Annotated in this window: 25 protein-coding genes; 15 read left to right on the forward strand and 10 right to left on the reverse strand. The window is 40.5% G+C overall.

Going from position 1 to position 26,208, the window contains the following annotated elements:
- The first annotated feature begins 56 nt into the window (after positions 1 to 56).
- Entirely contained in the window at positions 57 to 536 is a 480-nt protein-coding gene (locus CLV81_RS03485) for a c-type cytochrome (protein WP_106143659.1), read from the forward strand.
- Between the two features lie 38 nt (positions 537 to 574).
- Positions 575 to 1,027 carry a GNAT family N-acetyltransferase gene (locus tag CLV81_RS03490; RefSeq protein ID WP_106143660.1) on the forward strand — a complete coding sequence of 151 codons (453 nt, stop codon included), beginning with the start codon at positions 575 to 577 and terminating at the stop codon, positions 1,025 to 1,027.
- Between the two features lie 10 nt (positions 1,028 to 1,037).
- Here the strand turns inward: CLV81_RS03490 and CLV81_RS03495 are convergent, their stop codons facing one another.
- Positions 1,038 to 2,168 (reverse strand): 3-keto-alpha-glucoside-1,2-lyase-like domain-containing protein, encoded by a 1,131-nt coding sequence (locus CLV81_RS03495; RefSeq protein WP_106143661.1) that lies wholly within the window; start codon positions 2,166 to 2,168, stop codon positions 1,038 to 1,040.
- Positions 2,169 to 2,266: 98 nt separating this feature from the next.
- Between CLV81_RS03495 and CLV81_RS03500 the strand changes: the two genes are divergently transcribed.
- From CLV81_RS03500 to CLV81_RS03510, 3 genes are read left to right on the forward strand one after another with little or no spacing between them, the layout of a single operon-like run.
- Positions 2,267 to 3,553 carry a hypothetical protein gene (locus tag CLV81_RS03500; protein ID WP_106143662.1) on the forward strand — a complete coding sequence of 429 codons (1,287 nt, stop codon included), beginning with the start codon at positions 2,267 to 2,269 and terminating at the stop codon, positions 3,551 to 3,553.
- Positions 3,534 to 4,253 carry a membrane or secreted protein gene (locus CLV81_RS03505; protein ID WP_106143663.1) on the forward strand — a complete coding sequence of 240 codons (720 nt, stop codon included), beginning with the start codon at positions 3,534 to 3,536 and terminating at the stop codon, positions 4,251 to 4,253. The genes CLV81_RS03500 and CLV81_RS03505 overlap by 20 nt, the downstream gene beginning before the upstream one ends.
- 4 nt (positions 4,254 to 4,257) lie before the next feature.
- Positions 4,258 to 4,845, forward strand: a complete 588-nt coding sequence (locus tag CLV81_RS03510) for a DinB family protein (protein ID WP_106143664.1) — start codon at positions 4,258 to 4,260, stop codon at positions 4,843 to 4,845.
- A gap of 2 nt (positions 4,846 to 4,847) precedes the next feature.
- Here the strand turns inward: CLV81_RS03510 and CLV81_RS03515 are convergent, their stop codons facing one another.
- The 3 genes from CLV81_RS03515 to CLV81_RS03525 form a co-directional block, all read right to left on the reverse strand.
- Complete coding sequence (locus CLV81_RS03515) at positions 4,848 to 6,422, reverse strand: SulP family inorganic anion transporter (RefSeq protein WP_106143665.1); 1,575 nt, start codon at positions 6,420 to 6,422, stop codon at positions 4,848 to 4,850.
- Between the two features lie 83 nt (positions 6,423 to 6,505).
- A complete protein-coding gene (locus tag CLV81_RS03520) occupies positions 6,506 to 7,477 on the reverse strand; it encodes a phytanoyl-CoA dioxygenase family protein (protein WP_106144897.1) in 972 nt (323 codons plus the stop codon).
- Between the two features lie 173 nt (positions 7,478 to 7,650).
- Positions 7,651 to 8,574, reverse strand: coding sequence for a nicotinic acid mononucleotide adenyltransferase (locus CLV81_RS03525; protein ID WP_170068322.1), 924 nt, complete (start codon positions 8,572 to 8,574; stop codon positions 7,651 to 7,653).
- A gap of 123 nt (positions 8,575 to 8,697) precedes the next feature.
- Between CLV81_RS03525 and CLV81_RS03530 the strand changes: the two genes are divergently transcribed.
- Positions 8,698 to 9,699: an NAD(P)H-dependent glycerol-3-phosphate dehydrogenase gene (locus CLV81_RS03530; protein ID WP_106143667.1), complete on the forward strand. Its 1,002-nt coding sequence runs from the start codon at positions 8,698 to 8,700 to the stop codon at positions 9,697 to 9,699.
- Here CLV81_RS03530 and CLV81_RS03535 read toward each other — a convergent pair.
- From CLV81_RS03535 to CLV81_RS03545, 3 genes are all read right to left on the reverse strand, one after another.
- The gene (locus CLV81_RS03535) at positions 9,696 to 11,363 is read right to left on the reverse strand and encodes a glycerol-3-phosphate dehydrogenase/oxidase (RefSeq protein WP_106143668.1); all 1,668 of its coding nucleotides are present in this window, start codon (positions 11,361 to 11,363) and stop codon (positions 9,696 to 9,698) included. The genes CLV81_RS03530 and CLV81_RS03535 overlap by 4 nt on opposite strands.
- Before the next feature lie 72 nt (positions 11,364 to 11,435).
- Positions 11,436 to 11,750, reverse strand: a complete 315-nt coding sequence (locus CLV81_RS03540) for an antibiotic biosynthesis monooxygenase family protein (protein WP_106143669.1) — start codon at positions 11,748 to 11,750, stop codon at positions 11,436 to 11,438.
- A complete protein-coding gene (locus CLV81_RS03545; protein ID WP_106143670.1) occupies positions 11,750 to 12,106 on the reverse strand; it encodes a hypothetical protein in 357 nt (118 codons plus the stop codon). The genes CLV81_RS03540 and CLV81_RS03545 overlap by 1 nt, the downstream gene beginning before the upstream one ends.
- Before the next feature lie 60 nt (positions 12,107 to 12,166).
- Between CLV81_RS03545 and CLV81_RS03550 the strand changes: the two genes are divergently transcribed.
- The 5 genes from CLV81_RS03550 to amaB all read left to right on the forward strand — a co-directional run bounded on the left by CLV81_RS03550 (position 12,167) and on the right by amaB (position 16,012).
- Complete coding sequence (locus CLV81_RS03550; RefSeq protein WP_106143671.1) at positions 12,167 to 12,691, forward strand: CvpA family protein; 525 nt, start codon at positions 12,167 to 12,169, stop codon at positions 12,689 to 12,691.
- Between the two features lie 177 nt (positions 12,692 to 12,868).
- A complete protein-coding gene (locus tag CLV81_RS03555; RefSeq protein ID WP_106143672.1) occupies positions 12,869 to 13,381 on the forward strand; it encodes a CAP domain-containing protein in 513 nt (170 codons plus the stop codon).
- An 87-nt stretch (positions 13,382 to 13,468) separates the two neighbouring features.
- A complete protein-coding gene (locus CLV81_RS03560; protein ID WP_106143673.1) occupies positions 13,469 to 14,011 on the forward strand; it encodes a 3-hydroxyanthranilate 3,4-dioxygenase in 543 nt (180 codons plus the stop codon).
- A gap of 2 nt (positions 14,012 to 14,013) precedes the next feature.
- Positions 14,014 to 14,385, forward strand: coding sequence for a DUF1304 domain-containing protein (locus tag CLV81_RS03565; protein WP_106143674.1), 372 nt, complete (start codon positions 14,014 to 14,016; stop codon positions 14,383 to 14,385).
- Positions 14,386 to 14,458: 73 nt separating this feature from the next.
- Positions 14,459 to 16,012, forward strand: a complete 1,554-nt coding sequence (amaB, locus tag CLV81_RS03570; protein WP_106143675.1) for an L-piperidine-6-carboxylate dehydrogenase — start codon at positions 14,459 to 14,461, stop codon at positions 16,010 to 16,012.
- 244 nt (positions 16,013 to 16,256) lie between these two features.
- Here the strand turns inward: amaB and CLV81_RS03575 are convergent, their stop codons facing one another.
- Entirely contained in the window at positions 16,257 to 16,997 is a 741-nt protein-coding gene (locus CLV81_RS03575; protein ID WP_106143676.1) for a metallophosphoesterase family protein, read from the reverse strand.
- A 208-nt stretch (positions 16,998 to 17,205) separates the two neighbouring features.
- Between CLV81_RS03575 and CLV81_RS03580 the strand changes: the two genes are divergently transcribed.
- The 4 genes from CLV81_RS03580 (at position 17,206) to CLV81_RS03595 (ending at position 24,319) form a co-directional block, all read left to right on the forward strand.
- Positions 17,206 to 20,898 (forward strand): T9SS type A sorting domain-containing protein, encoded by a 3,693-nt coding sequence (locus CLV81_RS03580; protein ID WP_106143677.1) that lies wholly within the window; start codon positions 17,206 to 17,208, stop codon positions 20,896 to 20,898.
- Between the two features lie 94 nt (positions 20,899 to 20,992).
- Positions 20,993 to 21,400 (forward strand): hypothetical protein, encoded by a 408-nt coding sequence (locus CLV81_RS03585; protein ID WP_146129821.1) that lies wholly within the window; start codon positions 20,993 to 20,995, stop codon positions 21,398 to 21,400.
- Between the two features lie 46 nt (positions 21,401 to 21,446).
- Positions 21,447 to 22,391, forward strand: a complete 945-nt coding sequence (locus CLV81_RS03590; protein WP_106143679.1) for a carbohydrate kinase family protein — start codon at positions 21,447 to 21,449, stop codon at positions 22,389 to 22,391.
- Positions 22,391 to 24,319 carry an alpha-amylase family protein gene (locus CLV81_RS03595; protein WP_106143680.1) on the forward strand — a complete coding sequence of 643 codons (1,929 nt, stop codon included), beginning with the start codon at positions 22,391 to 22,393 and terminating at the stop codon, positions 24,317 to 24,319. Before CLV81_RS03590 ends, CLV81_RS03595 begins: the two co-directional genes overlap by 1 nt.
- On the opposite strand, the gene CLV81_RS03600 is transcribed toward CLV81_RS03595, so the two are convergent.
- Positions 24,316 to 25,452, reverse strand: a complete 1,137-nt coding sequence (locus CLV81_RS03600; protein WP_106143681.1) for an ATP-binding protein — start codon at positions 25,450 to 25,452, stop codon at positions 24,316 to 24,318. The genes CLV81_RS03595 and CLV81_RS03600 overlap by 4 nt on opposite strands.
- The gene (locus CLV81_RS03605) at positions 25,449 to 26,207 is read right to left on the reverse strand and encodes an SDR family NAD(P)-dependent oxidoreductase (protein ID WP_106144898.1); all 759 of its coding nucleotides are present in this window, start codon (positions 26,205 to 26,207) and stop codon (positions 25,449 to 25,451) included. The genes CLV81_RS03600 and CLV81_RS03605 overlap by 4 nt, the downstream gene beginning before the upstream one ends.
- Position 26,208 lies beyond the last annotated feature (1 nt).

The following is a 26,208-nucleotide window of genomic DNA, read 5'->3' on the forward strand; positions in this document are numbered from 1 at the left end:
GCTATTCCCTATCTTAGTGTCTTCGTTAATGTCAAATCCAATTTGAAGCAATCACCATGAAAAAAGCAATCCTGTTACTAGCTCTTGGAGCATTTGTTGTAAGCTGCGGAGGAAAAAAAGAAGAGAAGAAAGACGGTTTTGAAGTAAGCCGCACTAAATCTGAAGATAAAAAAACGGTAGCCAATGAAGGTGTTCCCGTAGATTTGAACAACAAAGGGATTGGTCCAATCAAAGAAGTATCTTTTCCGGATGAAATTGATACCGAGATGGCGGCCCGTGGAGAAGCTCAGTTCAACGCTATTTGTGTCGCCTGCCACATGGTGGACCAACGTATGATTGGACCTGCCATGAAAGGAGTGTATGAGCGAAGAAGTCCAGAATGGGTTATGAACATGATGTTGAATCCTGATGGTATGCTTAAAGAAGACCCTATTGCCAAAGCTTTATTGAAAGAGTACAACAACGCCATCATGTTGAATCAGAATCTTACTGAAGAAGAAGCGCGTGATTTGGCGGAATATTTAAGAACCCTATAATACTTATTTAGAGCGGGTTTATTTTTTTTGTAATCCTCATGGATAACCTCATTATAGTCGATTATAGACCCTCTGATTTTCAACCTTGGCTAGATATGTCCCTAATACTCTTTAAGGACTATCCCCCTGAGGAAACTGAATTCGAGCTCAAACGCATGGCAGACAACCCGAAGTACAAGACTTTTATGGCAAAGTCTGGGAACACTTCCATCGGATTTGTCACGGTTTCCATCAGAACAGACTACGTGGAGGGTTCGAAGACCTCTCCAGTAGGCTATGTTGATGCCATATATGTGGATTCCGAATATCGAAAACAAGGTCTTGCCAAACTTCTATTTAAAAAAGGCGAACATTGGACCAAACTTCAAGGTTGTTCTGAAATTGGCTCTGATACGTGGGATTGGAATACCGCGGCTCAGGACTTTCACCAAAAACTGGGCTTCCAAAAAGAAGATGTTCTGGTCCATTACATAAAAAAGATTTCTGACTAAGGGGCTATTTTTATTCGAGTCGTGCGATGAAACCCCAGTTCATTGCTTGTTTTCTTCCCAAATAACGAGGATTTGCATCTTGCCACTCGTCATCCGATCTTATCCAGAAAACCAGTTTGTTGTCGCCCTCTTTTAGGGATAACAGTATTTTTTCCTCACCGTCCATCACACGCATAAAATTACCAGTGTCAAGTTCTCGGCCAAAAAATACCACCTGACCGTTTAAGACCATCAATAAAACCTGAGTATAATCAAAGGCCAAAGTAGCCTCTCGGTCAGTTTCCGAAACAATAATTGTTTTCGCAAAAATGGACTCTTTGGGGTGGTCAAAGTAACGCACCAAATTCACGATTCCATTTTTACCTGCTTTGATGCTTTTCCATGTATGGTTTTTTTCTGCATCATTCAACCACTCATAATATTGCCTCTGGGAGTAGATATTGCCTTCCAATTGCTCTGAAATTTGCCAGTCGGTCAAATACGAATTTGGGTTCTGGACCTCCTTAATCGAAAATGGAGTGGTCAATTCCTTGATTTCAACATTGGCAAAATAGGCTTCGGCAAAACTGGTCTTCAAAAACAAAAAACCTTCTCCCGTCTCATCCTGTAAGAGTTCCACTTCCATATTTGGACTTTTTTCATCGTTAATAAATGCTCTCATCTTTTTATCAAACACCTCTACTCGCAAATGGAACCATTCCTCCGGTTTGAATTCAGCTTTTGTTTCATAAATCGGCATGTTGTATATCTGCCATGGTAGAGCGGCGTTGTATACGGGAGCATATTGGAGCGCATCCTCCTTTCCTCCTGAAAACACTCGGCAGTAGAAAAACTCATAATTAAACAAGTCCTTGGCGTGGAATCCTACTCCTGGCATGGCTTTGCCAGCAATGTCCATTTCGAGCACAAAATTTTCGAAAGATCTCCCTTCTAGTTTGGCTATCTTATGCCTTCCCAACCGGAAGGCATTTTTCCCCTTGTAGTTGGTTGTATGAAAATCAAGGTTTTGGTTGTTTTCGTTATCAACAATCTTCCAATTTTCTGATGTGAACTCGATTTTTTGAGCAAACATCGCTTCACTAGAAATCAACATCAAAAGTAAAAGTGTAGTCCAATCAATTTTTCTGTTAAAACGCTTCATGTGGTTTTTTTTTCAAAATTCAGATGAATCTTACTGTAACAAACCATCAAAAACCGTTTATTTATAATCCAAATCCCGTTCATTTTTGAATTCACAACATGACCACTGTTGAAAAAGACTTATTGAATAGTTGCATTACCCAAATTGTGGGCAGATACTTTCCTGAAAAAGCGTCAACAAACCAGACTCTCGGACAAAGGGATTTGAATTACTTGGCGGACTTAATTGAGGAAAAGACCAATATTCGTATAAGTCTATCCACAATGAAACGGCTTTGGAAGGGAAATTTCAACAAGATGCCACACCCCAGTACTTTGGATGCTTTGGTTTCTTTACTTGATTTTGAAAATTGGAATGCTTTTCGGCAGAATCAAGGAAACGGTTTTTCTCAATCTACGTCAACCCATGCTAAGCTTGAGAAGCGCTTTTCAAGACCGCTTTTAGCCCTATCGGTTTTGGGTGTTATGGCGTTGACATTTCTTTTGATATCCCTGGTTAAAAAAAAGAAAGAAATCGTAATTCCTGAAGGAGTTTCTTTCTCGGCCAATAAAACAGTAGCCTTCAATGTACCCAACTCAGTCATTTTTTCTTATGACCTGGCTGGAATTGAAGCAGATAGCTTTTTTATACAGCGTTCGTGGAATCCCATGCACAAATCGGCAATACGTCCAGAAAAGAAAAACTTTTCAGAAATCTATTATTATCCGGGCTTCCATTGGGCAAAGTTGATTGCCAACGACAGTGTCATCAAAAAAACACGTGTTCATGTCAAAACTGACGGCTGGTTCGTCACTGCGAAATCGAAGAGGATGCAGGATGTTCCGTTGTATCCAAATCAAGAAAACATCATATCGGAAGGGAATTTAAGAGTTGAGGAACTAGATTTACAAAAAGCTGGCTACGACCCAAAACAGAACTTGATTCTGTCTTTTTTTAATATCAGGGAATTTGAGAATCTTCAAAGCCAATCATTCATACTTGAGACCAGGGCAAAGTTTGAAGATGTCCAAAATTTAACTTGCCCCTACATGGAAGTGACATGGATTGATGAAAAGGATGTTTCGTGGGTAGGACTCATTGATAAAGGCTGTGAAAGCAACTTAAATCTAAAACTAAGTGATACCATTTTAATGGGGACAGAAAACGATTTCTCAAAACTTGGCGCTAAACTGGATGAGTGGCAAACCATTAAAATTATCTGTCATAAAGGAACCTTCAAGCTATATTTGAATGATATTTTGGCGACGGAAACCGAATTCACTGGAGCAACGGGAAAGATTATGGGCTTGGTTTTTACCTTTACTGGAAAAGGGGCCATTGATTACGTATCTTTAAAAGATATAAACGGTAAAGTTTTGTATTCAGATGAGTTCAATGATAGATAAAACCTGCATTACCCTTTTCTTGCTAATTTTTAGTCTTACCCTGAATTCCCAATCCATCGATGGGGCATGGGAAACAGTTATGCCCAATGATGATGACCTTGAAACGCAGCATGTAGTCATTATTTCGGACGGTTTTGTTTCCGAGGCTTTTTTTGAAAAGGATTCAGGAAAATTTATGGGCACTTGGGGCGGTTCTTACGAAGCAAAGGATGGAAATTTTGACTGCACCTACGAATTTTCAACTTTTGACCCCCAATTGGTCGGAACTTCCCAAAGTTTGGAATTTAAACTCATAGATGGGAAAATGCATCTAGAGGGTAAGGTTTGGACTCGTATTGATGATGGTTCTCCAGGAGTGTTGAACGGAGCATGGTTAATTTCGGGAAGAATGCGAGACGGGAAAATTCAACAGCGTGATACAAACCGGCCTAGAAAAACCATGAAAATCTTATCCGGCACTCGATTCCAATGGATTGCCTACAATACCGAGACCAAAGAGTTTATGGGAACTGGCGGAGGAACCTATACTTCAGAAAACGGAAAATATGTCGAAAACATAGGGTTTTTCTCCCGGGATGATTCAAGGGTTGGAGCCAGTCTTTCATTTGACTTTAAATTGGAAGACGGTAATTGGCATCATTCCGGCAAAAGCAGCAAAGGTTCTCCCATTTATGAAATTTGGAGTCCACGAAAACAGTAACACCATGATACAAAAATTGGGATTGTTTCTCATCGTTTTTCTTTTAACCAACCCTATGAAATCTCAAGAATTACCTTATCGAGAAATTCCCGACTACCCTTCCGACTATGGCCCTGGCAATGTTGTGTCTCGGATGATTGATGGTTTGGGATTCCGATTTTATTGGGCAACCGAAGGATTAACCGAGAAAGACTGGAGTTATAAACCCTCCGAAGAGTCGAGAAGTGTTTTGGAAACTCTACAACACATTTATGGCATGTCCGAAATGATTCTGAATGCTCCGACTGCCACACCCAACGTTCGCCCTGCCGATTTTTCCAAATTGACTTACAGTGAATTGCGTGAAAAGACCTTAATCAATCTCAAAGCAGCCAGCGAAGCCGTTCTTGGAAAACAGGCATCTGATTTTGAAGATTTTGCGGTAATCTTTCAAAGAGGAGAAAAACAAACACCTTTCCCGTATTGGAATCTAATCAATGGCATGCTTTCCGATTGCATTTACCATACAGGCCAGATTACCATGCTTCGCAGGGTAACTGGAAATCCCATCAATCCAAATGTTAGTGTGTTTACAGGTAAGGTTAGGGAATAGACTTAACTATCCACCACTACTTTATAAGTAGGATCTTCCATCACATTGACTTCAATAATATCCTCTGCATTTTTTAAAAGGCGGATACAGTCTTTGCTCAAGTGTCTTAGGTGTACTTTTTTTCCAGCTTTGGCATAGCGTTCGGTAATCTTGTTCAGAGCCTCAATCCCCGACATATCAGCCACCCTACTTTCTTGAAAATCGATGATTACCTCACTAGGGTCGTTTTGAACGTCAAATTTTTCCCCAAATAAGGTTGTGGAGCCAAAAAACAAAGGGCCATAAATTTCATAGTGTTTTACTCCGTTTTCATCCAAATGCTTTCTTGCTCGAATACGTTTTGCATTTTCCCAGGAGTACGCAAGAGCCGAAATAATAACACCCAGTAAAACGGCTACCGCCAAATTATGTGTGATGGCTGTAATCAAAGTCACCAAAACCATAACGATAACATCGGAATTTGGCATTTTCCTAAATGTTTTAAAGCTGGCCCATTCAAAAGTTCCAATGGCCACCATAAACATCAGTCCCACTAGAGCTGCCATAGGCAGTTGTTCTATCAAACTACTCCCAAACATGATGAACACCAATAACATCACGGCAGCAGTAATTCCAGAAAGTCTTGCTCTTGCCCCAGATGAAGTATTGATTAAACTCTGTCCTATCATGGCACATCCTCCCATTCCAGACAGGAATCCGGAGAGGATATTTGCAGTTCCCTGTGCTACACATTCTTTATTTCCACTACCCCTTGTTTCCGTGATTTCATCAATAATATTAAGTGTCAATAAACTTTCTATTAAACCTACTCCTGCTACAATGGCAGAATAGGGAATGATGATTAGAAATGTATCCCAAGTAAATGGAATTTTAGGTATGGACAAGGGTGGAAACCCACCTTTTATACTTTCACCTTCTTGTATAGTATCGGCAACCGTCAATGTATCAATTCCAAAGCCGATTACAATAGCGGAAACCACAACAATGGCCAGCAAAGATGAAGGGAATGCTTTTGTCAGCTTAGGAAAACCCCAAATAATCAACATAGTCAAAAGTGTCAAACCCAACATGGTGTACAAGGGTGTTCCTGATAAAAGTTCTTCTGTTCCCTTTTGATAAAAATTAGGGAATTGCGCCATAAATATGATAATGGCCAAACCATTTACAAATCCAAACATTACAGGATGAGGTACGAGCCGAATGAATTTTCCCAGACGAAGCAGTCCAGCTAAAATTTGAATGACTCCGGCAATAATTACCGTTGCAAACACATAGTTTAATATTGTTGTGGGCTCAATTCCAGGAAAAGTCTGTTTGAGTTCTAAAATCAATCCTACGAAGATTACCGCCACAGCACCTGTTGCACCGGATATCATACCCGGTCGACCTCCCAATATTGAAGTCACCAAAGCCAGTACAAAGGCTGCATAAAGACCGGTCAATGGGGAGAAGCCTGGAATCAAGGCAAACGCAATAGCCTCTGGAACCAAGGCCAAAGCAACAGTAAGTCCTGATAACACTTCTGTGCGATAATTTACTTTCTGTGAAAAATCAAAAAGGTTCAAGTACTTTTTCATTGCCCATGTTTTGAAGCCGGCAAAAATAGCACTATTCTGTAAAGTAGGTGATTAGCTCACCTATTTTTATGGATTTAACGATCTTACCAAGCTGTTAACCCAAGTAATCGTTCTCCCAGAGGATTTAATTTAGCGGTTTCATATTTATCGCGTTCCCAATTTCTGGGGTCACCTGGAAAGGCATAGCCTTCTGGTGCAACTCGATTTTTCCATGAGTTGATGCGCCATTGCCTTAGAGATTCATTCTCCTCTTCCGCAGGCATCATGGAGATGTATTGGGCAATACGCACCTTATTCCCAGATTTGTTCGGACGGATACCATGAGGTTGCGTACTGTTGAAAATCAACAAATCCCCTGCTTCCATCTTGACTTTTACTATTTTGTCTTCCAAACCTGATATGTCTGGTTGAAAATGGTCCCTGTCTTCAGGTTGGGTCAATTTCCATGTATCATAATTGCGATACAGCCATGGAATGCATTGGAATCCCCCCATATTTTCATCCATTTGGTCCGCTAATGCTAAAACTCCTTGAACATTTTGAGGTTTCGTTTCAGGGTCATAATCCCAATGGATGAAACCCTTTTTATTCATCCCAGGCTGTAATGGAAAGTTTAAGTTGGCCCGATCAATGGTCACCCATAGTTTTTCTGTGCCCCAAACATCCACAAAAGCATTATATACTTTTTCGGTCTGTCGATTGTTCCAGAGATATTGATGGTTGTACACCTCAACCATACCTGTGCCCGTGAGTTCCTTCATTTTCATTTCCGCCCTCGGTGGAGCATACCAAGTTTCCGGATTATTGGGGTCTTTCTCATCAAATTCCCATAAAAAGTCCGCAGTAGCCTTAGCTTGTTCCTTGGAAACCGCATTTTTTATTACCACATATCCTTGTTCCATCCAAAAGTTCCAATCATCTTCAGAAAGAACTCGTAAAGGCTTCCCCTTGGATCTATCATTCAACTTTTGGGTACTGCTTGTTGCGGTTGAAGGATTACCTGGGATTTCTTCATGGGCCTTATTGGCCATTTCCATTTTATACTCTTTGTTCATAACCAAAAAGTTACGAAAAAAGAAAAGCATAGTAACGGCTAAAGCCAAATGGAAAGAAGAAGGCGAATGGTATAACCAACAAAAAAACCGCCCCAAGCTAGCACTTGAGGCGATTTTTAACTAAATAACCAACCAAAAAACTTGTCTATATAGTCGAACACTATGTTTTGTCCTTACATTTTTCTTTGCCGAGTTACGTTCATTATGGAATTTTTAACTTTTTCCCGCTTTTTTCCTGTCTTTGGATTTGCCTTCAAATACTGTACAAACCCTCTTCCTGTAAACTCGTATACGGTACCACTTGCTACATCAAACAACTCTATGGTACTATCATTGATAACGTATAACTCAAAATAATCATTGCCCAAGAAATCGTAATCCAGTGTTAAAGTTTTAAGTGTGTTATCCCCTTCAACATCAAAAACCTCATAAATGCCTTCATAGTCCCAAACCAAATCCACAAGCGGTATTGCCACGTTATCTATGGAAGAACGAAAAACGCCTTGTCCTCCACCTGACAAAAACTGCAGATAATTCTCTTCGTCGAACTCATTGACAGCTCCAACTTCGCTAGTGAATGTTTTCTCCCAAGCTTCATATTCCTGCAAGAAAAAGTGGATATTATCATAGAACACCAAATCATAGTCAAAGTTGTTTCTCTGATACCCCCTTAGAACATAAGACGTGTTTGTATCTGGGTTGTAAAGCTCAATTGTCCTATCATTTATTGCCAATACCTCTAAAAACCAAAGACCATCAATATCATGATCTACTTCCACAGCCCCGTTCAGGGTTCCGTAAGCACCCACATCTATACCAAAACCGTTACCGGTTTTTCCTATGCCAGCCAAATTGTTATTTACATATATGACACCTCTATTAAAAGAAATGGTAAACGCCCGCTGTAAAAAAGGAACTTCTCCATTTCCTCGGCTTGCATTGATGTCGATATACCATAAATCGTAACTCTCTAAAACCAGAGCGGTGTTGACCGGTGATGCTTCAATGAAGTCATCTTCGATAATGACATCTGTGTAACATGATGAAGCCAAGAGGCCTATAAAGAGTAATCCGAATAGTAGTTTTCCATTTCTCATAATTTCAGTCTTTTGATTATACTTTACTAAACCAAGCATTATGCCAAAATCATAACCATTTGATAATCAGATATTAATGTAGTGTTTAAAGGATTGATTAGTTTTGAATCCTTAAATTGAAATATGCAAAACGCGCTTAGGTTTGGAGTTGTAGGAGGTGGTAGTTGGGGTACTGCCATTGTAAAAATGCTCTCCGAAAATATGGACCGAATAGCTTGGTATATTCGTAACGATTCCATTATCAGACATCTACAACGGGAAGGTAATAATCCACATTATATTAGCTCCGCCCAATTTGATGTCTCCATGCTACATCTAAGCTCTTCTATTGATGAAATTGTGGAAGCTTCGGATGTGCTGATTTTGGCTATTCCCTCTGCTTTTCTGGAGAAGGAGTTTGCAAATTTGACCCTATCCCTTAGGGATAAAATTGTTTTTTCTGCAATTAAAGGGATTGTTCCAGAAACGGGACTGATAGTGGGAGAACATCTTCATGAAGCTTACCATATTCCATTTGAAAACATTGGCGTGTTAACTGGACCATGCCATGCCGAGGAGGTTGCCCTTGAACGCCTCTCATATCTTACTTTGGCCTGTTCCGACACTTCCAAGGCTGAACTGGTGGCAAAAAAATTGAGAAGCCATTACATTCGGACCAAAATATCCGATGACATAATCGGTACGGAGTACGCGGCCATGCTCAAAAACATCTATGCCATAGCTGCTGGAATAGCGCACGGTTTGGGCTATGGCGATAATTTTCAGAGCGTTTTGATGAGCAATTCCATTCGAGAAATGAAACGATTTATCGGTTGTGTTCACAAAATGAAGCGAAACATCAATAATTCGGCTTATTTAGGTGATTTGTTGGTTACGGGCTATTCTATTTTTAGCCGAAATCGCATGTTCGGAAATATGATTGGCAAAGGATACACCGTTAAAAGCGCCATGATGGAAATGAACATGATAGCTGAAGGCTACTATGCCGCAAAGAGCGCGCATGATTTAATGGCCAAATTGAAGAAGAAAGCCAAAACTCCAATCATTGACGCTGTTTACAACATCCTGTACAAGGAAAAAGAGGCCAAAAAAATTTTCAAACAGCTTACTGAAAAATTGGATTAAATCCGCTCCAATGAGAAATTGGAATGAGATTCCAGTTCCTCTTGAATCTTTTCTTTGAATGCAAGCATTTGAGCATTGTCGTAGCTATACACTTTTTTGAACTCTTCCATGACAGGTTCAAGATATTCACGAATACTATCAATATCGAAATATAACCTTCCCGTTCTTCGAATAAAGAAATCCAATGGATTGGCCGCCATTTCAAATGCTATGGAAAACTGAGCTTCGGCCCGAATCATTTTCACATAATTGTCTTTGTTTCGCAAAGAAGCATAGTTTTCTAAAATAATCTCTGTTTGCTTGCCATAGGTGGTCACTAAGTACCAAGCGTCATATTCCGAGAAACCATCATCCTTTATGCGTTCATAAATCTCGCCAATGTATTTTTTTACATGCTTAAATTTCTTGAAATCATTCCCACAGAGAGGAATTTTGTCAGTCGAGCAAGATTCAAAAGATATTCCTTCATCTTCCTCCATTTTTTTTGTGATACGATTGACCACACGTTCTGCCATTTTTCGATATCCGGTCAATTTTCCACCTGCAATACTCACCAAACCAGTATCGGAAGTAAATATTTCGTCCTTTCGCGATAATTCTGAAGCGGATTTTCCCTCTTCGTGAATCAAGGGTCTTAAACCAGCCCATGAGGAAATGATATCTTCCATTTCCAGATTAATGTCCGGGAACATGTTGTTTACTGCAGAAATCAAATAGATGGCATCGGCCACATCAGTTCGCACATTGTCCTTATCTAGGTTGAAGTTGGTATCCGTTGTACCCACATAGGTTACTTTTCCTCTTGGGATAGCGAACATCATCCGGCCATCGGGAATATCAAAATATACGGATTGCTTTACGGGTAATTTTTCCCTTGGGAATACCAAATGGACTCCCTTCGTCAAATGTAGGCGTTTCCCTTTTTTGGAATTATTGGTGCTTCTCAGTTCATCAACCCAAGGCCCTGCTGCACTTATTACATGCTTCGATTTTATCTCGAACTCATTTCCAACTATCTCATCTTTCACCTTGACTCCGGAAATGATATCGTTGTCATACATAAAATCAACCACCTTGGCATAGTTCAATGCCTTGGCTCCATATTGAAGGCTTGTTTTAATGTTTTCAATGGTCAATCGGGCATCATCAGTTCTATATTCTGCGTAGTACCCAGCACCATTCAATATCTTTTTGGGCAAAAGTGGTTCCAGCTTCAGGGCTTCCTTTTTTTCCAGCATCTGCCGTTTATCATCACCGGTCACTTGAGCCAAAATATCATAGACTTTAAGTCCAATCGAGGTCAACCATTTTCCATAGGACCCCCCTTCAATGAGCGGAAGCAACATCTTCTCAGGAAGTACCAAGTGAGGTGCCAATTTGTGAACAATGGCTCTCTCGGAACCTACCTCTTTCACCAACCAAAAATCGAATTGCTTTAAATAACGTAGCCCTCCATGAATCAATTTGGTGGATTTACTGCTGGTTCCGGAAGCGAAGTCCCCTTTCTCCAATAAAGCCACCTTCATTCCACGGGAAGCTGCATCCAAGGCAATTCCTGCGCCAGTAATTCCTCCACCAATCACGACCAAATCAAAAGTCTCTTTGGTCAATTCTTGAATGGTGTGCTCTCTGTCCAAGTTGGAAAATCTAATATTCTCTTTCATACCTTTTGCAATCAAACTTCAAAAATACATATAATGTAAACCTTTACACAATGAGGGATATTTAAGTTTACATTAACTCCGTTGCGTAAACTCATACTCTCTATCCACAGTACAAATTCTGACCTTATACCAAGAATACCATTGCTCTTTTCCCTTTTGTTGTGCCACTTGATGTTCTATATTGGCCTTCCAACGGGAGATGGATTCCAGATTCTCCCAATAGCTTATTGAGATCCCAAGAGATGATCGTGCGCTCTCAAAACCCAAAAAACCTGGTTGTTTTCTTGCTAAATCCTCCATGTCCTGCGCCATTTTCGCATAGCCATTATCTTCTTCGGTTCTGGTGTTCGTAAAAATAACTGCGTAATAGGGTCGTTTCAGTTCCATCAGTCTATATAGCTTTTCTCTAAGAAGTAGTTGACCAAGGCCTCTTTCATCAAGACAGATTGTTCACCGGCTTTCAATGGGGGGAGTTGTTCCTTTACCTTATAGTGCGGCCATCCATCCTCATCAAAAAAATCGAAATCGTAATATCCGTACGGCTCCAAAAGTCTGCAAATGGCTATGTGCATTAAGTTTACCTTTTCATCTTTTTTAAAAGATCTGTGAAAATTGCCCAGTTCCTGAACACCCACCAAATAAATGATTCCATCAAGTTCCAATGGATCTCCATCAGAAAATTGCGCCGAGAGCTTTTCCACTAAAACTGTCCATCTTTCCTTTAACTTTTCGTCCCTAGCCATAACTTTAGTTGGTTCGGTAAAGGTACAAACCAAAGTTCTATATTTGTTAAAAACCCATAAGTGACCTTTTTTGATATTGTAATTGGCATATTGTTGGTCTGGGGTCTTATCAAAGGCCTTAAAAATGGTCTTTTTGTTGAAATCGCTTCCTTGTTGGCCCTAATAGTTGGTCTTTATGGGGCGATACATTTCTCTTACGTTACCGGGGATTATCTCAAAGCACAGGTAAACTGGTCAGAGAATTATGTGAAAATTGCCGCATTTCTTATAACCTTTTTTATCATAGTGGTTCTTGTACATTTTGCCGGCAAGTTTTTGACCAAAATTGCTGACTTTGCCATGTTGGGCCTTCTCAATAAAATCGCAGGTGGCATCTTCGGGGCGCTTAAAACTGCCATCATTCTAGGTGCGCTTCTTATTTTCTTTGAAAGACTTACGGATTCCTTCAACTTTGTGGACGAAGAAACCAAACAATCCTCTATTTTTTATGAACCTATTAAAGAAATAGGAGCTTTGGTGTTCAGCTTTGTCCTTGAGGAAAAAGAGGATGCCCCTAAAATTCAGAATTTAAATCGAGGCGTATGAAATGCGTGTTTTTTCGATAAACGGTTGATTTTCTTGGATTTAAAATGTGGGAAATCACTTCTTACCTGCATATAATCGGATAAATCCGTTTCCTTATGGAGTTTTTATTGCTTAGGCAATCTCCTCTTTTAGATTAGCTATACGAGCACAAGAGAATACTAATGAACACCCCCGAAAATGAAAAAGTTGAGCACTGCAGCTATAACGGCGGTTTTGGCTATCATACTCATTACATGTAGTAAATCGTCAGCGACTTCCGAACAGGAAATTATAGCCAACAATCAGGAATCTATCAGCAAAGCAGAAGTAAATGCCAGCCAACTAGAGACAGAACTCCTTGATATGATAAATGAACATAGAGCTTCTATAGGAGTGGATGCTTTAAAGGCCAGTTCCGAAGTATATCCCTTCGCAGAAGACCATAACAGCTACATGATTGCTCAAAATAAATTGAGTCACGACAATTTTGAATCTAGGGCCGCCCAAATAACGGTAAGAACAGATGCTATCAGAATTGCTGAAAATGTTGCAAGACATTATAGTTCCGCACAGCTTGCATTGAGTGGCTGGTTGGAAAGCTCAGACCATAAAGGCACATTGGAAGGGAACTATACCCATACAGCTCTAAGTGTTGTTTTAGACAAAGAGGGGCGGCCATACTTTACACAAATATTTATGTTGGTGGAATAAGATTTTAGTCTAGGTTATATTAGAAGTGTTTTATCAAGGCCTGTTTTACTACAGGTCTTTTTTTTACCTTTCGTAAAAATTAAGCCCATGACTATACAAGAACCTTTCAATCTTACCAAGTGGGTAGAAGAAAACAGGGATGCCCTTAAACCCCCCGTTGGAAACAAAAATCTATATAAGGAGGCTGGTGATTACATTGTTATGATTGTTGCCGGACCCAATGCTAGAAAGGACTATCATTACAACGAGACCGAGGAGCTTTTTTATCAACTGGAAGGTAACATAGAGGTACATATACAAGAGGATGGACAAAAGAAAACCATGAAGTTGGGGCCAGGAGATATGTATTTGCATCCTGCAAAAATACCCCATTCACCCGTTCGGCATGAAGGGTCTATTGGGTTGGTAGTAGAACGAAAACGCGACCACATGAATGTTGATGATGGCCTTATGTGGTTTTGCGATAATTGTAACAATAAACTCTATGAGGCCTATTTTACCCTTCATGATATTGAGAAGGATTTTTTAAGTCATTTCAAGCATTTCTATGGTTCTAAAAAATTAAGAACCTGTAATAATTGTGGAACCGTTATGCCCGTTGACAAACGTTTTATATCTGAAGATTCATAACTATGTTGTTAGTTGCTAAAATCATTACCGCTATTGTCGCACTATTGCATCTCTACTTTTTATGGTTGGAAATGTTTGCGTGGACAACAAAGGCCAAAAAGGTGTTCAGAAGTTTTCCTGAAGACCTTTTTGAACGAACGAAAACCCTTGCCGCCAATCAAGGATTGTACAATGGTTTTTTATCTGCAGGTTTAGTTTGGTCCCTTTTGATTCAAGATGCCCTGTGGCAATTCAACGTTGCCCTATTTTTTCTTGGTTGTGTTTTAGTAGCTGGAATCTATGGTGCCATTTCGGCATCTAAGAAAATATTTATAGTTCAAGGCATTCCAGCTTTGCTCGGTATTCTTTTTTGGTTGGCCTCACATTATATTTGATTTCTTTCCTCGGTAATTCCTGTTCTTCGTAGTTTTGTAAAAATCTAACAATAACCGCGTAAAAAGTTATAAAATGGCAATTGCTGCACTCTCTTTTGGTATAGACGAAGCCTTGAAACAATTAGGCTTACAAGAAATCAATCATGGTACCTCAACAGGTGTTCATTCATTTGGTTCTGGTGAACTGATTGAATCCTTTTCGCCTGTGGATGGACAAAGTATTGGAAAGGTTACGTCAACCACAAAAGAGGAGTACGAAAAAGTGATTCAAACAGCGACCAAAGCTTTCCATCATTGGAGAAAAGTACCTGCTCCCCAACGCGGAGAAATTGTACGTCAATTCGGAGAAAAGCTTCGTGAATTAAAAGAACCTTTGGGAAAATTGGTTTCCTACGAAATGGGAAAATCTTATCAAGAAGGTCTGGGCGAAGTACAAGAGATGATTGATATTTGCGATTTTGCCGTTGGCCTTTCCCGACAATTGCACGGACTTACCATGCATTCGGAAAGACCGGGTCATCGAATGTACGAGCAATATCATCCGCTTGGAATAGCGGGAATCATTTCGGCCTTTAACTTTCCTGTGGCAGTCTGGTCATGGAACACTGCCCTGGCTTGGGTTTGTGGAGATGTCTGCGTATGGAAACCCTCAGAAAAGACACCCCTTTGTGGAGTGGCCTGTCAAAGCATTATAGCCGAAGTACTAAGGGAAAACAATCTTCCCGAAGGTATTTCATGTCTCATTAATGGTGATTACACGGTTGGAGAGTTTATGAGTCATGACAAAAGAATCCCTTTGGTCTCTGCAACTGGTTCCACTAGAATGGGCAAAATTGTAGCTCAGGCTGTTGCTGCCCGTTTGGGAAAATCACTGTTGGAACTTGGGGGAAACAACGCCATCATCGTAACCCCAGATGCCGATATAAAAATGACCGTTATTGGAGCGGTATTTGGTGCAGTGGGCACCGCGGGACAGCGTTGCACCTCCACTCGAAGATTGATAATCCATGAATCTATTTATGATAAAGTCAAAAAGGCCTTGGTAGATGCATACCAACAACTGCGAATTGGTAATCCGTTGGATGAAAACAATCATGTGGGACCTTTAATTGACCTTGACGCAGTCAAAATGTATAATTCTGCTCTTCAGAAAGTAGCGGAGGAAGGAGGCAATATCATTGTTGAAGGAGAAGTTCTTTCTGGAGAAGGTTACGAAAGTGGCTGCTATGTAAAACCAGCAATAGTTGAAGCAGACAATACCTTTAAGATTGTTCAAGAGGAAACCTTTGCGCCTATTTTATACCTTTTGAAATATTCTGGTGATGTGGAAAATGCCATTGCCATGCAAAATGATGTAGCACAAGGACTCTCCTCGGCCATTATGACCAACAACTTAAGGGAAGCGGAACGGTTTTTATCGGTAGCGGGCAGCGATTGTGGTATAGCCAATGTAAATATAGGAACGTCCGGAGCCGAAATAGGAGGGGCTTTTGGTGGTGAAAAAGAGACTGGAGGAGGTCGTGAAAGCGGTTCAGATGCCTGGAAAGTGTACATGCGCCGACAGACCAATACCATAAATTATACTGCTGAACTTCCTTTGGCACAAGGGATAAAATTCGACCTATAAAATAAAAACCGCCAATTTTAGATGAACATAAAACTGACGGTCTTAAAACCAACTTAACTAACTCAAACTTAAATTAAACCCTATTTCAATGCCGGAGCTTTGTCGGGAGAAATAGGGTCCCTTACCTAATATTGAATCAAATTTCTTACTAATTGCCATGTAAGTCAAAGGCAAGCGTATCGTTGGTTGCAAAAACTGTATAATTGGTATTTTCAGTTCTATTCTCGGGAAGGGCTATGCCAAATTACGAAGGGATTGACTGATTTCTCCCTTTTTCTCCAGGGTAAAAGGTGTACACCGGCTCACTTTGCCAAAATTGTTTGGTATCTATATCCATTGCTGTCAAGCATCCCTTAAAAGCAGCACCAGTATCCATGTTCCATACATTGGCACTATTTTGAGGAATCACCACCCCAGCTTTAGAGATTGGAGTGTGTCCTATAAATATCTCCGTATAGTTTTTTAATCTCATGGGAAAGTTCTTGTGGTCAATATCAATATTTGGATTCAGTGCTTTGGCTAATTCCCAAAGGGTTCTATCCCAATAGAAGAGTTGGTCAAAATATTCAAAGGCCACGCCTTTCAGGTTCGTGAAACCAGCGTGAAGAAAAAGCCGGTTTTTTTCATCCAGATAATAATTTTGCATTCCAGTATAAAAGTCCAGATGTCTATCCCATGTTACTCTATTTGCCCTGAGGTATGAATCTCTTGTTGCGATTCCCCCATGTGCCAACCATTGCGGATTCTCCTTTTTTGTAATCATCCATTCTTTGCATAGCTCATCGTGATTACCTCTAATAAATGTGCAGTTCCAACCATCCTTTAAATTGATTAGAAAATCAACTGTTTCGACCGCAGTACTCCATCCATCCACATAATCCCCTAAAAAAATAAGATGGTCTTCCTTTGTCACCTCAGCTCTTTCCAGAAGTTGTTCAAGTGCCCTAAGACCTGAATGAATATCTCCAATAACCAACTTTCGCATAAGCAAATTTTTGGCAAGTATACATAACTATACTGTTCGTAGATTCAAAATATACTTTAAGATTTGATTATTTACTGAAAAGTTTCTAAGCGGAAGCTAAAATAAACACTATACTATAACAGTGCATTTCATCGATATTTGTAGGAATCTTTTAACAGGAATTTAAGTTTTTGTTATATTAAAAGGCTAATTAATTTAAGACCTCTATATGAAAAAACCTCTACTCACTAAACTATCTTTTTCTTTGTTTGCTTTTCTATTTGTTTTCATCTCACATGGAACAGCTCAGCAGCTTAAGAAAACACATGATGATGCCCCTCAAAAAGGGCATAATCTGTACAAACAATCCAAACTGTACGACAGTAAAAACGGTCCAGTAGGGCAAAGACCCAAAGCTACTGGGGATCGGGCAATGGACAGAATTTCTTATGAATTCCGTCAAGTCCAAGATCCAGTAACAAAGCAAATTCCAGAAGGCATTCGTTCCAAAGAAGTTACCTTTTCGGATAAAATTGCTCCCACCGATATCCAGCAGGAAATGTCGAAAACCTACGGTGAAGAAGCGTCAAAAAAGCGATTCTTCTATTGGCGTAATCGTGGGCCTTTCAATGTAGGAGGGCGTACGCGGGCACTTGCTCTGGATATGCGGGATGAGAACATCATCTTGGCAGGTGGTGTTTCAGGTGGCCTCTGGCGTTCTACCAATTCAGGCGAAAGCTGGAGACGTGTTACCCGAAACCTTCAATCACCAAGTATCACTGCCATTGCCCAAGACCCAAGAAAGAACAAGCAAAATGTATGGTACTACGCTTCGGGCGAGCGTTTTGGGAATTCTGCCGGTGCACCGGGAGCTTTCTTCCAAGGCTCTGGTATTTTTAAATCTTACAACAATGGTAGATCATGGTTTAGAATACGAAGTACTTCCGATAACGACGTGACTTCCTTTTCTTCCTTTGATTTGATCAATAGTCTGGCGATTCATCCTTCAAATGGAGATGTTTATGCAGCGACCTTTGATGGCCTGTTCCGTTCGCAAGATGGTGGAAGAAACTTTGACGAAGTACTGCCTAGTGGCTTTGATAGCCAAACAGAAGTCATTGTAACTCCAAGTGGTACATTGTATGCCACAGTTGATATTTTTGGAGCTGAGAATGCTGGATTTTATACTTCACAGGATGGTACAACATGGACCAACATAACACCAGAAGGAATCTTTCCCTCTTATGGTAGAACCATAATGCAGTACGATCCTTCAGATGAAAATCGTGTCTACTTCTTCTCTTTTGATTTAAGTGCAAACGGAGAGGCCTTTTTGTGGAGGTATCAAGCAGACGCAGAAACCCCAGAAGAGCAATGGGTAGATTTAACAGCAAACCTACCTACTTCAATTGGGGGTGTAGCGGGTAATCTAGACTTACAAGGGGCATATAATATGGTAATCAAAGTGCACCCAACCAATCCCGATTTGGTATTCGTAGGAGGGACCAACCTGTATCGTTCAACCACTGGTTTTACAACGCCAACCGGATTTGAAAGTTGGATAGGAGGTTATACTATCTTTAGTGATAGTTTCGCGCTTTATCCAAATCATCACCCAGATCAACATAATTTGGTTTTTCTCCCATCCAATCCAGATAGGGTAATTACCGCCAATGATGGAGGTGTTCAAATTACAGAGGATATTACCATAACCACTGAACCCGTAAGTTGGACTTCTCTCAACAATGGATACATTACCACACAACCTTACGCCATTGCAATTGACCCCGAAGGAAATAGTCAGGACATTGTTGCTGGGTTCCAAGATAATGGTACGTGGTTTACCAATTCCATAAATGGAAATGACCCTTGGGAAAGTGATTTTAGTGGTGATGGTGCTTTCAATGCGATTGCTGATGGCGGACTAACTAGATATGTTTCGGCGCAATTTGGGGTAGTGTTCCGTCTTAATTTCGATGAAACAGGTGAATTTGTATCCTTTACAAGGGTTCAACCTGCTGGCGCAACAGGTTTTGATTTTGTGGCTCCATTCGTACTAGACCCTGTAAACGACAATATAATGTACATGCCTGCTGGAGACCGCATGTGGAGAAACAACAATCTGGATGAGATACCTCTTTTCTCCAATGCGCCGACCACAGTCAATTGGGTAGAACAGACCCAAACCGCAACCCCGGATGGTTCCGTTATTTCCGGTTTGGATGTGTCTAGGTTTCCCGTCGCCAACACATTATACTATGGGACTTCTTCTGGGCTAATCTTCAAAATTGAGAATGCCAATATAGATGATCAGGTTCCAGTTGATGTTTCTACCGGAAAAGGTCTTCCAACGGGTAATATCAATCAGATCTATGTAGACCCTAACAACTCAGATAGGGTTTACGCAGTTTTCTCCAATTATAACATTCCCAGTATTTTTATGAGTAAAAATGGGGGTGAGACTTGGGAAAACATCAGTGGAAATCTTGAAGAGAACGCCGATGGAACAGGAAATGGCCCTTCCGTGCGCTGGTTTTCTATTGGTGGGAACAACAATATATTTTATGCAGGAACAAGTACAGGACTGTATGTTTCCTTTTATTTAAATGGCACAAGAACCAGATGGTTCAGAGAGCCATTTGTAGTTGGTAATGCCGTAGTTCCTATGATAAGGACACGCGAAGATGGATTTGTTGCCGTAGCCGCACACGGAAATGGTGTTTACAATGCTCAATTCTTTGCATCTAGATTTCCTGATGCAAAACTATCCACTTCGTTCTTGTTACCTGATTTAACCCTTCCTATCAACAATCCACCCGTTGAAATTGATGTAACGGATTTGTTTGTGAATTCGAGAGGAAGAGCCATCTCAGTTGAATTAACCAATTCCAATCCAAACTTGGTAACTGCAGAGTTGGACGGAAATACCCTATCTCTTTCATTTGCTCCAGAATCTGAAGGTTCGGCAGCCATTGGCCTTATTGCAACATCGGGCCGAGAACAAGTTGCGGAGGGCTTTACCGTCACATTGACTGAATTCCCAATTTACGAACAAAACGGATTGATTTCATCTAGTAGTCCATCTCAATTGATTCCAGATTTTGGAGGTGCCTTGATACAAAGCGCCGACGATTTCATCGTTCCTGAGGGGGATCAGTGGACAATAAACAACATTGTTGCCTTTGGAGGAGCCAATGGAAACCCGCTACTGACAAGCGCTAATGTTGTTGTTTACGAGAACAATGGAGGTTTGCCCGGAGCAGTTATCTACGATAGTGGTGCTATTGTACCAAATTCTGAACCAACGGATACAAATCTGAATTTAAGTCTCCCTGAGGATTTGGTTTTGGAACCGGGAACATACTGGCTATCTGTTTTTGCAAATCTGGACTTTCTTCCAAATGCCACCCAGTGGTTCTGGTTAACACAGGTTGGCCTCATTGGAAACGAATCTGCATTTAGGGATACTGGAGACTTATTTGGAGCAGGTGCAACGGATTGGGGACCTACAAGTGCTGTTTTTGGTGGTGCCCCTGAAGATCAGGTTTTTCAGATTTTTGGAACCGTCACCCCAACGGCTGGAGGAGAAAGCGCTATGGAAATAGCTCCCTCCGGAAGTAGTGAAGTCGACCAAGAGGCGACCGATATTCCACAAAACCTTGCAGAGGTCAAGCCCGAAGTAATTACAGCTGTGTGGCCCAATCCTTCGGCAGATGAATTCTATTTTGCAGTACAAAATGCCGAAAAATCTAGAGTAAGTGCCAAAGTATTTAATATGGTTGGGCAATTGGTTTTTGAACAAAAGGATTGGGACAGTTCCCGTCCATTGATTTGGAACTCTTCAAATGCAACCCCAGGTATATACTTTGTAACAATCTCGGGGGCAAACATTAATGAAACCTTCAAAATCATTAAACGTTAATTTTTGGATTACATATAAAGGCGCGGTTATTTCCGCGCCTTTTTTAACATCTAACTAGGGTTCCCAAATCGTATATCCTTAAAGAATTTAGCTCATGAAATCTATCTTTTTTTCTTTTGTAATGCTGTTTATGAGTTCTTGTAGCGAAAGTACAACCGATAATACAACTGCAGACTCCGCAGACAATATTCCCCAATTTCAGCAGATAGGAACAGACGAAATCCTTTTCAACATTAGGGTTTTGAACGTATTTGAATCCCCACAAAATGTTTGTGGTGCTGAAAAATCCAATGTTGCCTCAATCGAGATAATGGAAGTACTCGAAAAAGGGAGTACTGTTCGTCAAAAAGTTTCGAAAGAGGAACAATTCAATCTGGTGTTTTTGTTCACTCCTTCCAATTTGGAACAAAATGTGGTTATTGAGGCCAAGGCAAGAGAAACCCTTTGCAAAAACAGTTCCGAAACCTATTTTACAGTCATATCCCACAAAATTTTGGACTAGCCCCACTTTTCTCCTTATTTTAGTTTCTTAACGAATCTAATGGGGTATGAAAAAAGTATTCTGTGTTGGCGAACTTCTGATTGATTTTGTTGCTGAGAATCAAGGAAACGACCTTTCTAAAGCCTTGCATTTTACCAAAAAAGCCGGGGGCGCTCCAGCCAACGTAGCCTGCGCTATTTCTAAGTTAGGGGGAAAAGGGATTTTTGTAGGAAGTGTTGGGAATGATCCCTTCGGTTCATTTCTTTTGGATACCCTAAAAAAGGAGGGCGTTGATATTTCCTTGACCCAAACTTCTTCAGTTTTTACAACATTGGCCTTTGTATCCCTTGCAGAAGACGGAGAACGTGATTTTGTGTTCAGCCGTGGTTCAGACAGGGAGTTGACTTATGATCCTTCCCTTAGAAAAGATTTTGTAGGCCATATGCTTCATCTGGGTGCTGCAACAGCACTTTTGGGCGGACCACTTGAAACAGCTTACAGTAAGTACCTTTTTGACGCGCTGACCAAGGAAATGTTCATAAGCTTTGACCCGAATTATAGAGGCGATCTTTGGAAGGACAACGAGCAACAGTTCATTAAAAAATGTATGCCCTTCATTGAAAAATCCCATCTCTGTAAGTTCAGCCAAGAAGAGGCGCTTTTGCTTTCCGGGGCTTCAAATGTTGATGATGCTTGTGATACACTCCATGAGGTGGGAACAAAAATCATAACCGTAACCTTAGGAAAAGAAGGCACTTTGGTCAGTTGTAATGGTATGAAACAAATTGTTCCTAGTATTCCAGTTAAGGCAATAGACACCACCGGAGCTGGTGACGCTTTCATTGGATGTCTTTTGTCCCAAATCTCCCATTTGGATAAATACGAACAGGTTTTCAGTGATACTTCCTTACTGTTGGCCATGGTGGAGAAAGCAAATAAAGCTGGGGCAATTACCACTACTGCCTACGGGGCAATTCCAGCCCTTCCCACAAAATCCCAATTGGAGAGTTAATGAACCAAGCTGCCTTACATCGCCTTTTATCTTCAAAAGCTGAAGACATATCTTCCGAATCGTTGTTTCATCTGAGGATGGCAACCAACCTCAGTCTAATCCAAAACCTATTCTTTTCCCTTTATCCCGAGGAAAAGCACGAACCCTTTTTTGAACAGTTGTTGACTTTGTTGCCAAAACTATATCAAACACGGCCTGAAGAGCTAAAGCTCCAAGATCTTGAACGCATTTCATCTGGAAATTGGTATCAAACAGAAAAAATGGTGGGAATGCAACTCTATGTAGAGCATTTCAATGAAGACATAAAGGGTTTAAAAGAAAAATTATCCTATTTCACAGAATTTGGGATCAACTTTGTGCACTTAATGCCTGTTACCACTCGTCCAAAAGGAGAAAACGATGGAGGCTATGCCGTGAATAGTTATCATAAGGTTGACAAACGGTATGGAAATCAAAAAGACCTTCTCAATTTGACCAAAAGCCTAAGGAAAAAGGGAATGTACCTTATGTTGGATTTTGTGGTAAATCATACGTCCGATGAGTATTTGTGGGCCAAAAAAGCCAAAAAAGGAGATAAAAAATATCAGGGGTATTATTATACTTATCCCGATACTACCGTTCCCAATGCTTTTGAAAAATCGCTTCCAGAGGTATTTCCAGAAACCTCACCGGGGAACTACACCTATATCCCTGAAATGCAACAATGGGTTATGACTGTTTTTAACAGCTATCAATGGGATCTCAATTACACCAATCCCAAAGTTTTTCTGGAAATGTTGACACAGTTGGTCAATTTGGTGAACCTAGGAGTGGATATCGTCAGGTTCGATGCACTGGCTTTTTTATGGAAAAAAATTGGTACTATTTCCCAAAATCTTCCTGAGGCCCATATGTTGGTAAGTCTCTTTAGAATGTGCTTACAAGTTGTTGCTCCTGGAACTGTTTTGCTAGCAGAGGCCATAGTGGCGCCTAAGGAAATCATTAAATACTTTGGAGAGGGTATTCAACTTGGTAACGAATGTGAAATTGCCTACAACGCTTCTTTAATGGCATTGCTATGGAATTCCATTGCTACAAAAAAAACGGTTTTGCTCTATAAAAGCTTGGAGAATGTACCCGAAAAGCCAAAAGATGCCACTTGGCTCAACTATGTGCGTTGCCATGATGATATTGGACTCGGTTACGAAAATCAATTCATTGAAGAAATTGGCTGGAATCCTGCTCAACATCGAAAGTTTTTATTGGACTATTACTGCCAACGTTTGGATTGGTCACCTGCAAAGGGACTGTTGTTTATGCATAACCCAAAAACAGGAGATGGAAGAATTACGGGAAGTGCCGCCTCACTGCTTGGCCTAGAGAAAGCTATCGGGGAAAATGATGAAGAACTGATTGATGAGTCGGTTTCCAAGATAATCTTGCTACATTCAATAATACTCTCCTTTGGAGGAATCCCAATGTTCTATGCTGGAGACGAAATAGGTACTTTAAATGATTATTCTTTCCTTGAAAAGGATGATAAAAAGGGTGATAGTAGATGGGTAAATCGCCCCTATCAAGACTGGGAAGTAATAGATAAACTAACCCAAAAAAAACTCCCTCAAAGCAAGATTTTCCACACCCTGAAGCGATTGGTGAAAATTAGGAAAAGTACATCCATTTTTGCAGATACCAACAACGTGTCTCTCTATCATACGGGCAACCATCATATTTTTGCATTCGAACGCGCTGATGGCAAAAATGATGGCCTTCTCGTCCTTTGCAATTTCGATGAAAACCCCCAAGTGGTCAATGCTTCTTGGATAATGAAACTTGGGTATTTTACAAAGGGAGAACCCAAGGATTTGGTTTCAAATAAAAAGGTATCCCTAAAAAGCGGGCTTTTGCAATTGAATGCCTATCAGGTCATTTGGCTGAAGAAAGACTAATTATATTTCACCTTACGAAGAACCCTAAGGGACTCTTTCAATGACTGGTATACTCCTTCATCAGTCTTTTTCAACAAGGGCCTCGCCTTTTCCATCCATTCCCTGGCTTCTTCAAAACCATTCAGATAACATATCAAATAGGTTGCTGGCAGATGTTTTAAATCCGTCTTTTCCGCTTTATTCAAAGCTATCTGTTTGTCCAGTTTCATCATGATTGAATTGTTGGAGTTCAATACATGATGCAATGTTTTTTTATCATACTGGGGAGGTTCAAAGACCAATTCACTCTTTATGTTATACTTTCCGTTTTCGGAAAAAGTGATTTCCATTCTTTCAAGAGGGTAATATTTTTGTTGGACTCCCAATCCCAGCTGAACATATTCCAAAGTAGAGAAGGAATCTTCATTATACTCAATTGTAATTTCATCCAAAGCTGAATAAAACAGTTTCACCTGCTCATTGATGAGCTCAATATCTACTCTGGAAAAATAGGTTTTGCTCTTAACCCTTTTTGCATTTCCCGCCCAACATACCACAAATTGTTCCTTAAAGACTTTATAATGGCTGCTCAAATCTGCATGCCGCTTGTTCATAAAACTTATTACGGCGTCCAAGGTCAGTTCAATATTGTTCCTTGCATGTTGTTCTATGGTAGCCACAGCTTTGGAATTGATATCCTTCAACTCAATATCAAAAGCTTTGGGCAGACTTATACTACCTTCCCTAAAAAAAACGGCCCCGCCATAATATTTCCAAATATTCTTTCTGAGTGCACAGACCTTTCCATTGGATTTTATCGTCACCAATCCAACTACTTTGCCATCGGGCAAATGAGGGAAAGGAATGTTCTCGTATGAAATCAAAGGAGGGTTATCTAAATAAGCGTTCACCAAATTCTGAATCCTGCTATCATCAAAAAAATCGACACCAACAATTTTGTTGTCTTCATCCTCTACCCCTATTACAATGAATGAATTGTTTTTGGGGTTACTATTGGCAAGCGCACAAACGTGCTTCAAGAACTTCGCCTTGCCTTCTTTTTCGCCTATCGAAATAAATCTCTTTTTGTCATAGAAGCTATTCTCATCATTATGAGCCAAGAGATTTTTAACCAACAGGCGTTTATTGATCATAGTGCTTTCTTCACTATAGTGCTATTGGCCTGAGCCGTGGGCATGACCACCAAATCCGCAATATTTACATGACTGGGTCGGGTAATGGTAAAAAGAATAAGCTCAGCAATGTCTTCGGGGAGCAATGGTTGATAACCTTGATACACCTTTTCAGCACGGGTATCGTCCCCTTTAAATCGTACCTGGCTGAATTCAGTTTCAACCAACCCCGGATTGATGGCACCCACCCTAATTCCGTGAGCGTTTAAATCAATGCGCATTCCTTGGTTAATCGCATCAACAGCATGCTTACTGGCACAGTACACATTGCCGTTGGGATACACCTCTTTTCCCGCGGTGGAACCGATGTTGATAATATGCCCCGATTTATGCTCAACCATTTGAGGAATAATTGCCCTGGATACATACAGCAGCCCCTTTACATTGATATCCATCATGGCGTCCCAATCATCCATGCTTCCTTCGTTGATTGGGTCCAGGCCATGCGCATTACCAGCATTATTGATAAGAACATCAATTTTAGAGAAAGCTTCGGGCAATGAACTAATTGAACCGAAAACCGCTTCCCTGTCCCTAACGTCAAAATTCAAAGTATGCACTTCTGTTTTTGAACCCAAATCTTTCTGAATTTCCTTCAAACGTTCTTCTCTTCTTCCACAGAGTATAAGTCTGAATCCTTCTTTTGCCAATAGATTTGCGGTGGCCTTTCCAATACCGCTGGTTGCACCCGTGATCAATACAGTTCTTTCTTCCATT

This window comes from Flagellimonas meridianipacifica, assembly GCF_003001695.1.
Lineage (GTDB): Bacteria > Bacteroidota > Bacteroidia > Flavobacteriales > Flavobacteriaceae > Flagellimonas > Flagellimonas meridianipacifica.

Bases quoted from the DNA above. Each gene is read 5' to 3' on its own strand.
- CLV81_RS03505 (WP_106143663.1), top strand. From the start codon at position 3,534: ATGAGTTCAATGATAGATAAAACCTGCATTACCCTTTTCTTGCTAATT.
- CLV81_RS03565 (WP_106143674.1), top strand. From the start codon at position 14,014: ATGTTGTTAGTTGCTAAAATCATTACCGCTATTGTCGCACTATTGCAT.
- CLV81_RS03525 (WP_170068322.1), bottom strand. From the start codon at position 8,574: ATGAGAAATGGAAAACTACTATTCGGATTACTCTTTATAGGCCTCTTG.
- CLV81_RS03580 (WP_106143677.1), top strand. From the start codon at position 17,206: ATGAAAAAACCTCTACTCACTAAACTATCTTTTTCTTTGTTTGCTTTT.
- CLV81_RS03500 (WP_106143662.1), top strand. From the start codon at position 2,267: ATGACCACTGTTGAAAAAGACTTATTGAATAGTTGCATTACCCAAATT.
- CLV81_RS03595 (WP_106143680.1), top strand. From the start codon at position 22,391: ATGAACCAAGCTGCCTTACATCGCCTTTTATCTTCAAAAGCTGAAGAC.
- CLV81_RS03490 (WP_106143660.1), top strand. From the start codon at position 575: ATGGATAACCTCATTATAGTCGATTATAGACCCTCTGATTTTCAACCT.
- CLV81_RS03520 (WP_106144897.1), bottom strand. From the start codon at position 7,477: ATGAACAAAGAGTATAAAATGGAAATGGCCAATAAGGCCCATGAAGAA.
- CLV81_RS03510 (WP_106143664.1), top strand. From the start codon at position 4,258: ATGATACAAAAATTGGGATTGTTTCTCATCGTTTTTCTTTTAACCAAC.
- amaB (WP_106143675.1), top strand. From the start codon at position 14,459: ATGGCAATTGCTGCACTCTCTTTTGGTATAGACGAAGCCTTGAAACAA.
- CLV81_RS03585 (WP_146129821.1), top strand. From the start codon at position 20,993: ATGAAATCTATCTTTTTTTCTTTTGTAATGCTGTTTATGAGTTCTTGT.
- CLV81_RS03575 (WP_106143676.1), bottom strand. From the start codon at position 16,997: ATGCGAAAGTTGGTTATTGGAGATATTCATTCAGGTCTTAGGGCACTT.
- CLV81_RS03535 (WP_106143668.1), bottom strand. From the start codon at position 11,363: ATGAAAGAGAATATTAGATTTTCCAACTTGGACAGAGAGCACACCATT.
- CLV81_RS03545 (WP_106143670.1), bottom strand. From the start codon at position 12,106: ATGGCTAGGGACGAAAAGTTAAAGGAAAGATGGACAGTTTTAGTGGAA.
- CLV81_RS03600 (WP_106143681.1), bottom strand. From the start codon at position 25,452: ATGATCAATAAACGCCTGTTGGTTAAAAATCTCTTGGCTCATAATGAT.
- CLV81_RS03560 (WP_106143673.1), top strand. From the start codon at position 13,469: ATGACTATACAAGAACCTTTCAATCTTACCAAGTGGGTAGAAGAAAAC.
- CLV81_RS03515 (WP_106143665.1), bottom strand. From the start codon at position 6,422: ATGAAAAAGTACTTGAACCTTTTTGATTTTTCACAGAAAGTAAATTAT.
- CLV81_RS03555 (WP_106143672.1), top strand. From the start codon at position 12,869: ATGAAAAAGTTGAGCACTGCAGCTATAACGGCGGTTTTGGCTATCATA.
- CLV81_RS03530 (WP_106143667.1), top strand. From the start codon at position 8,698: ATGCAAAACGCGCTTAGGTTTGGAGTTGTAGGAGGTGGTAGTTGGGGT.
- CLV81_RS03540 (WP_106143669.1), bottom strand. From the start codon at position 11,750: ATGGAACTGAAACGACCCTATTACGCAGTTATTTTTACGAACACCAGA.
- CLV81_RS03495 (WP_106143661.1), bottom strand. From the start codon at position 2,168: ATGAAGCGTTTTAACAGAAAAATTGATTGGACTACACTTTTACTTTTG.
- CLV81_RS03485 (WP_106143659.1), top strand. From the start codon at position 57: ATGAAAAAAGCAATCCTGTTACTAGCTCTTGGAGCATTTGTTGTAAGC.
- CLV81_RS03605 (WP_106144898.1), bottom strand. From the start codon at position 26,207: ATGGAAGAAAGAACTGTATTGATCACGGGTGCAACCAGCGGTATTGGA.
- CLV81_RS03590 (WP_106143679.1), top strand. From the start codon at position 21,447: ATGAAAAAAGTATTCTGTGTTGGCGAACTTCTGATTGATTTTGTTGCT.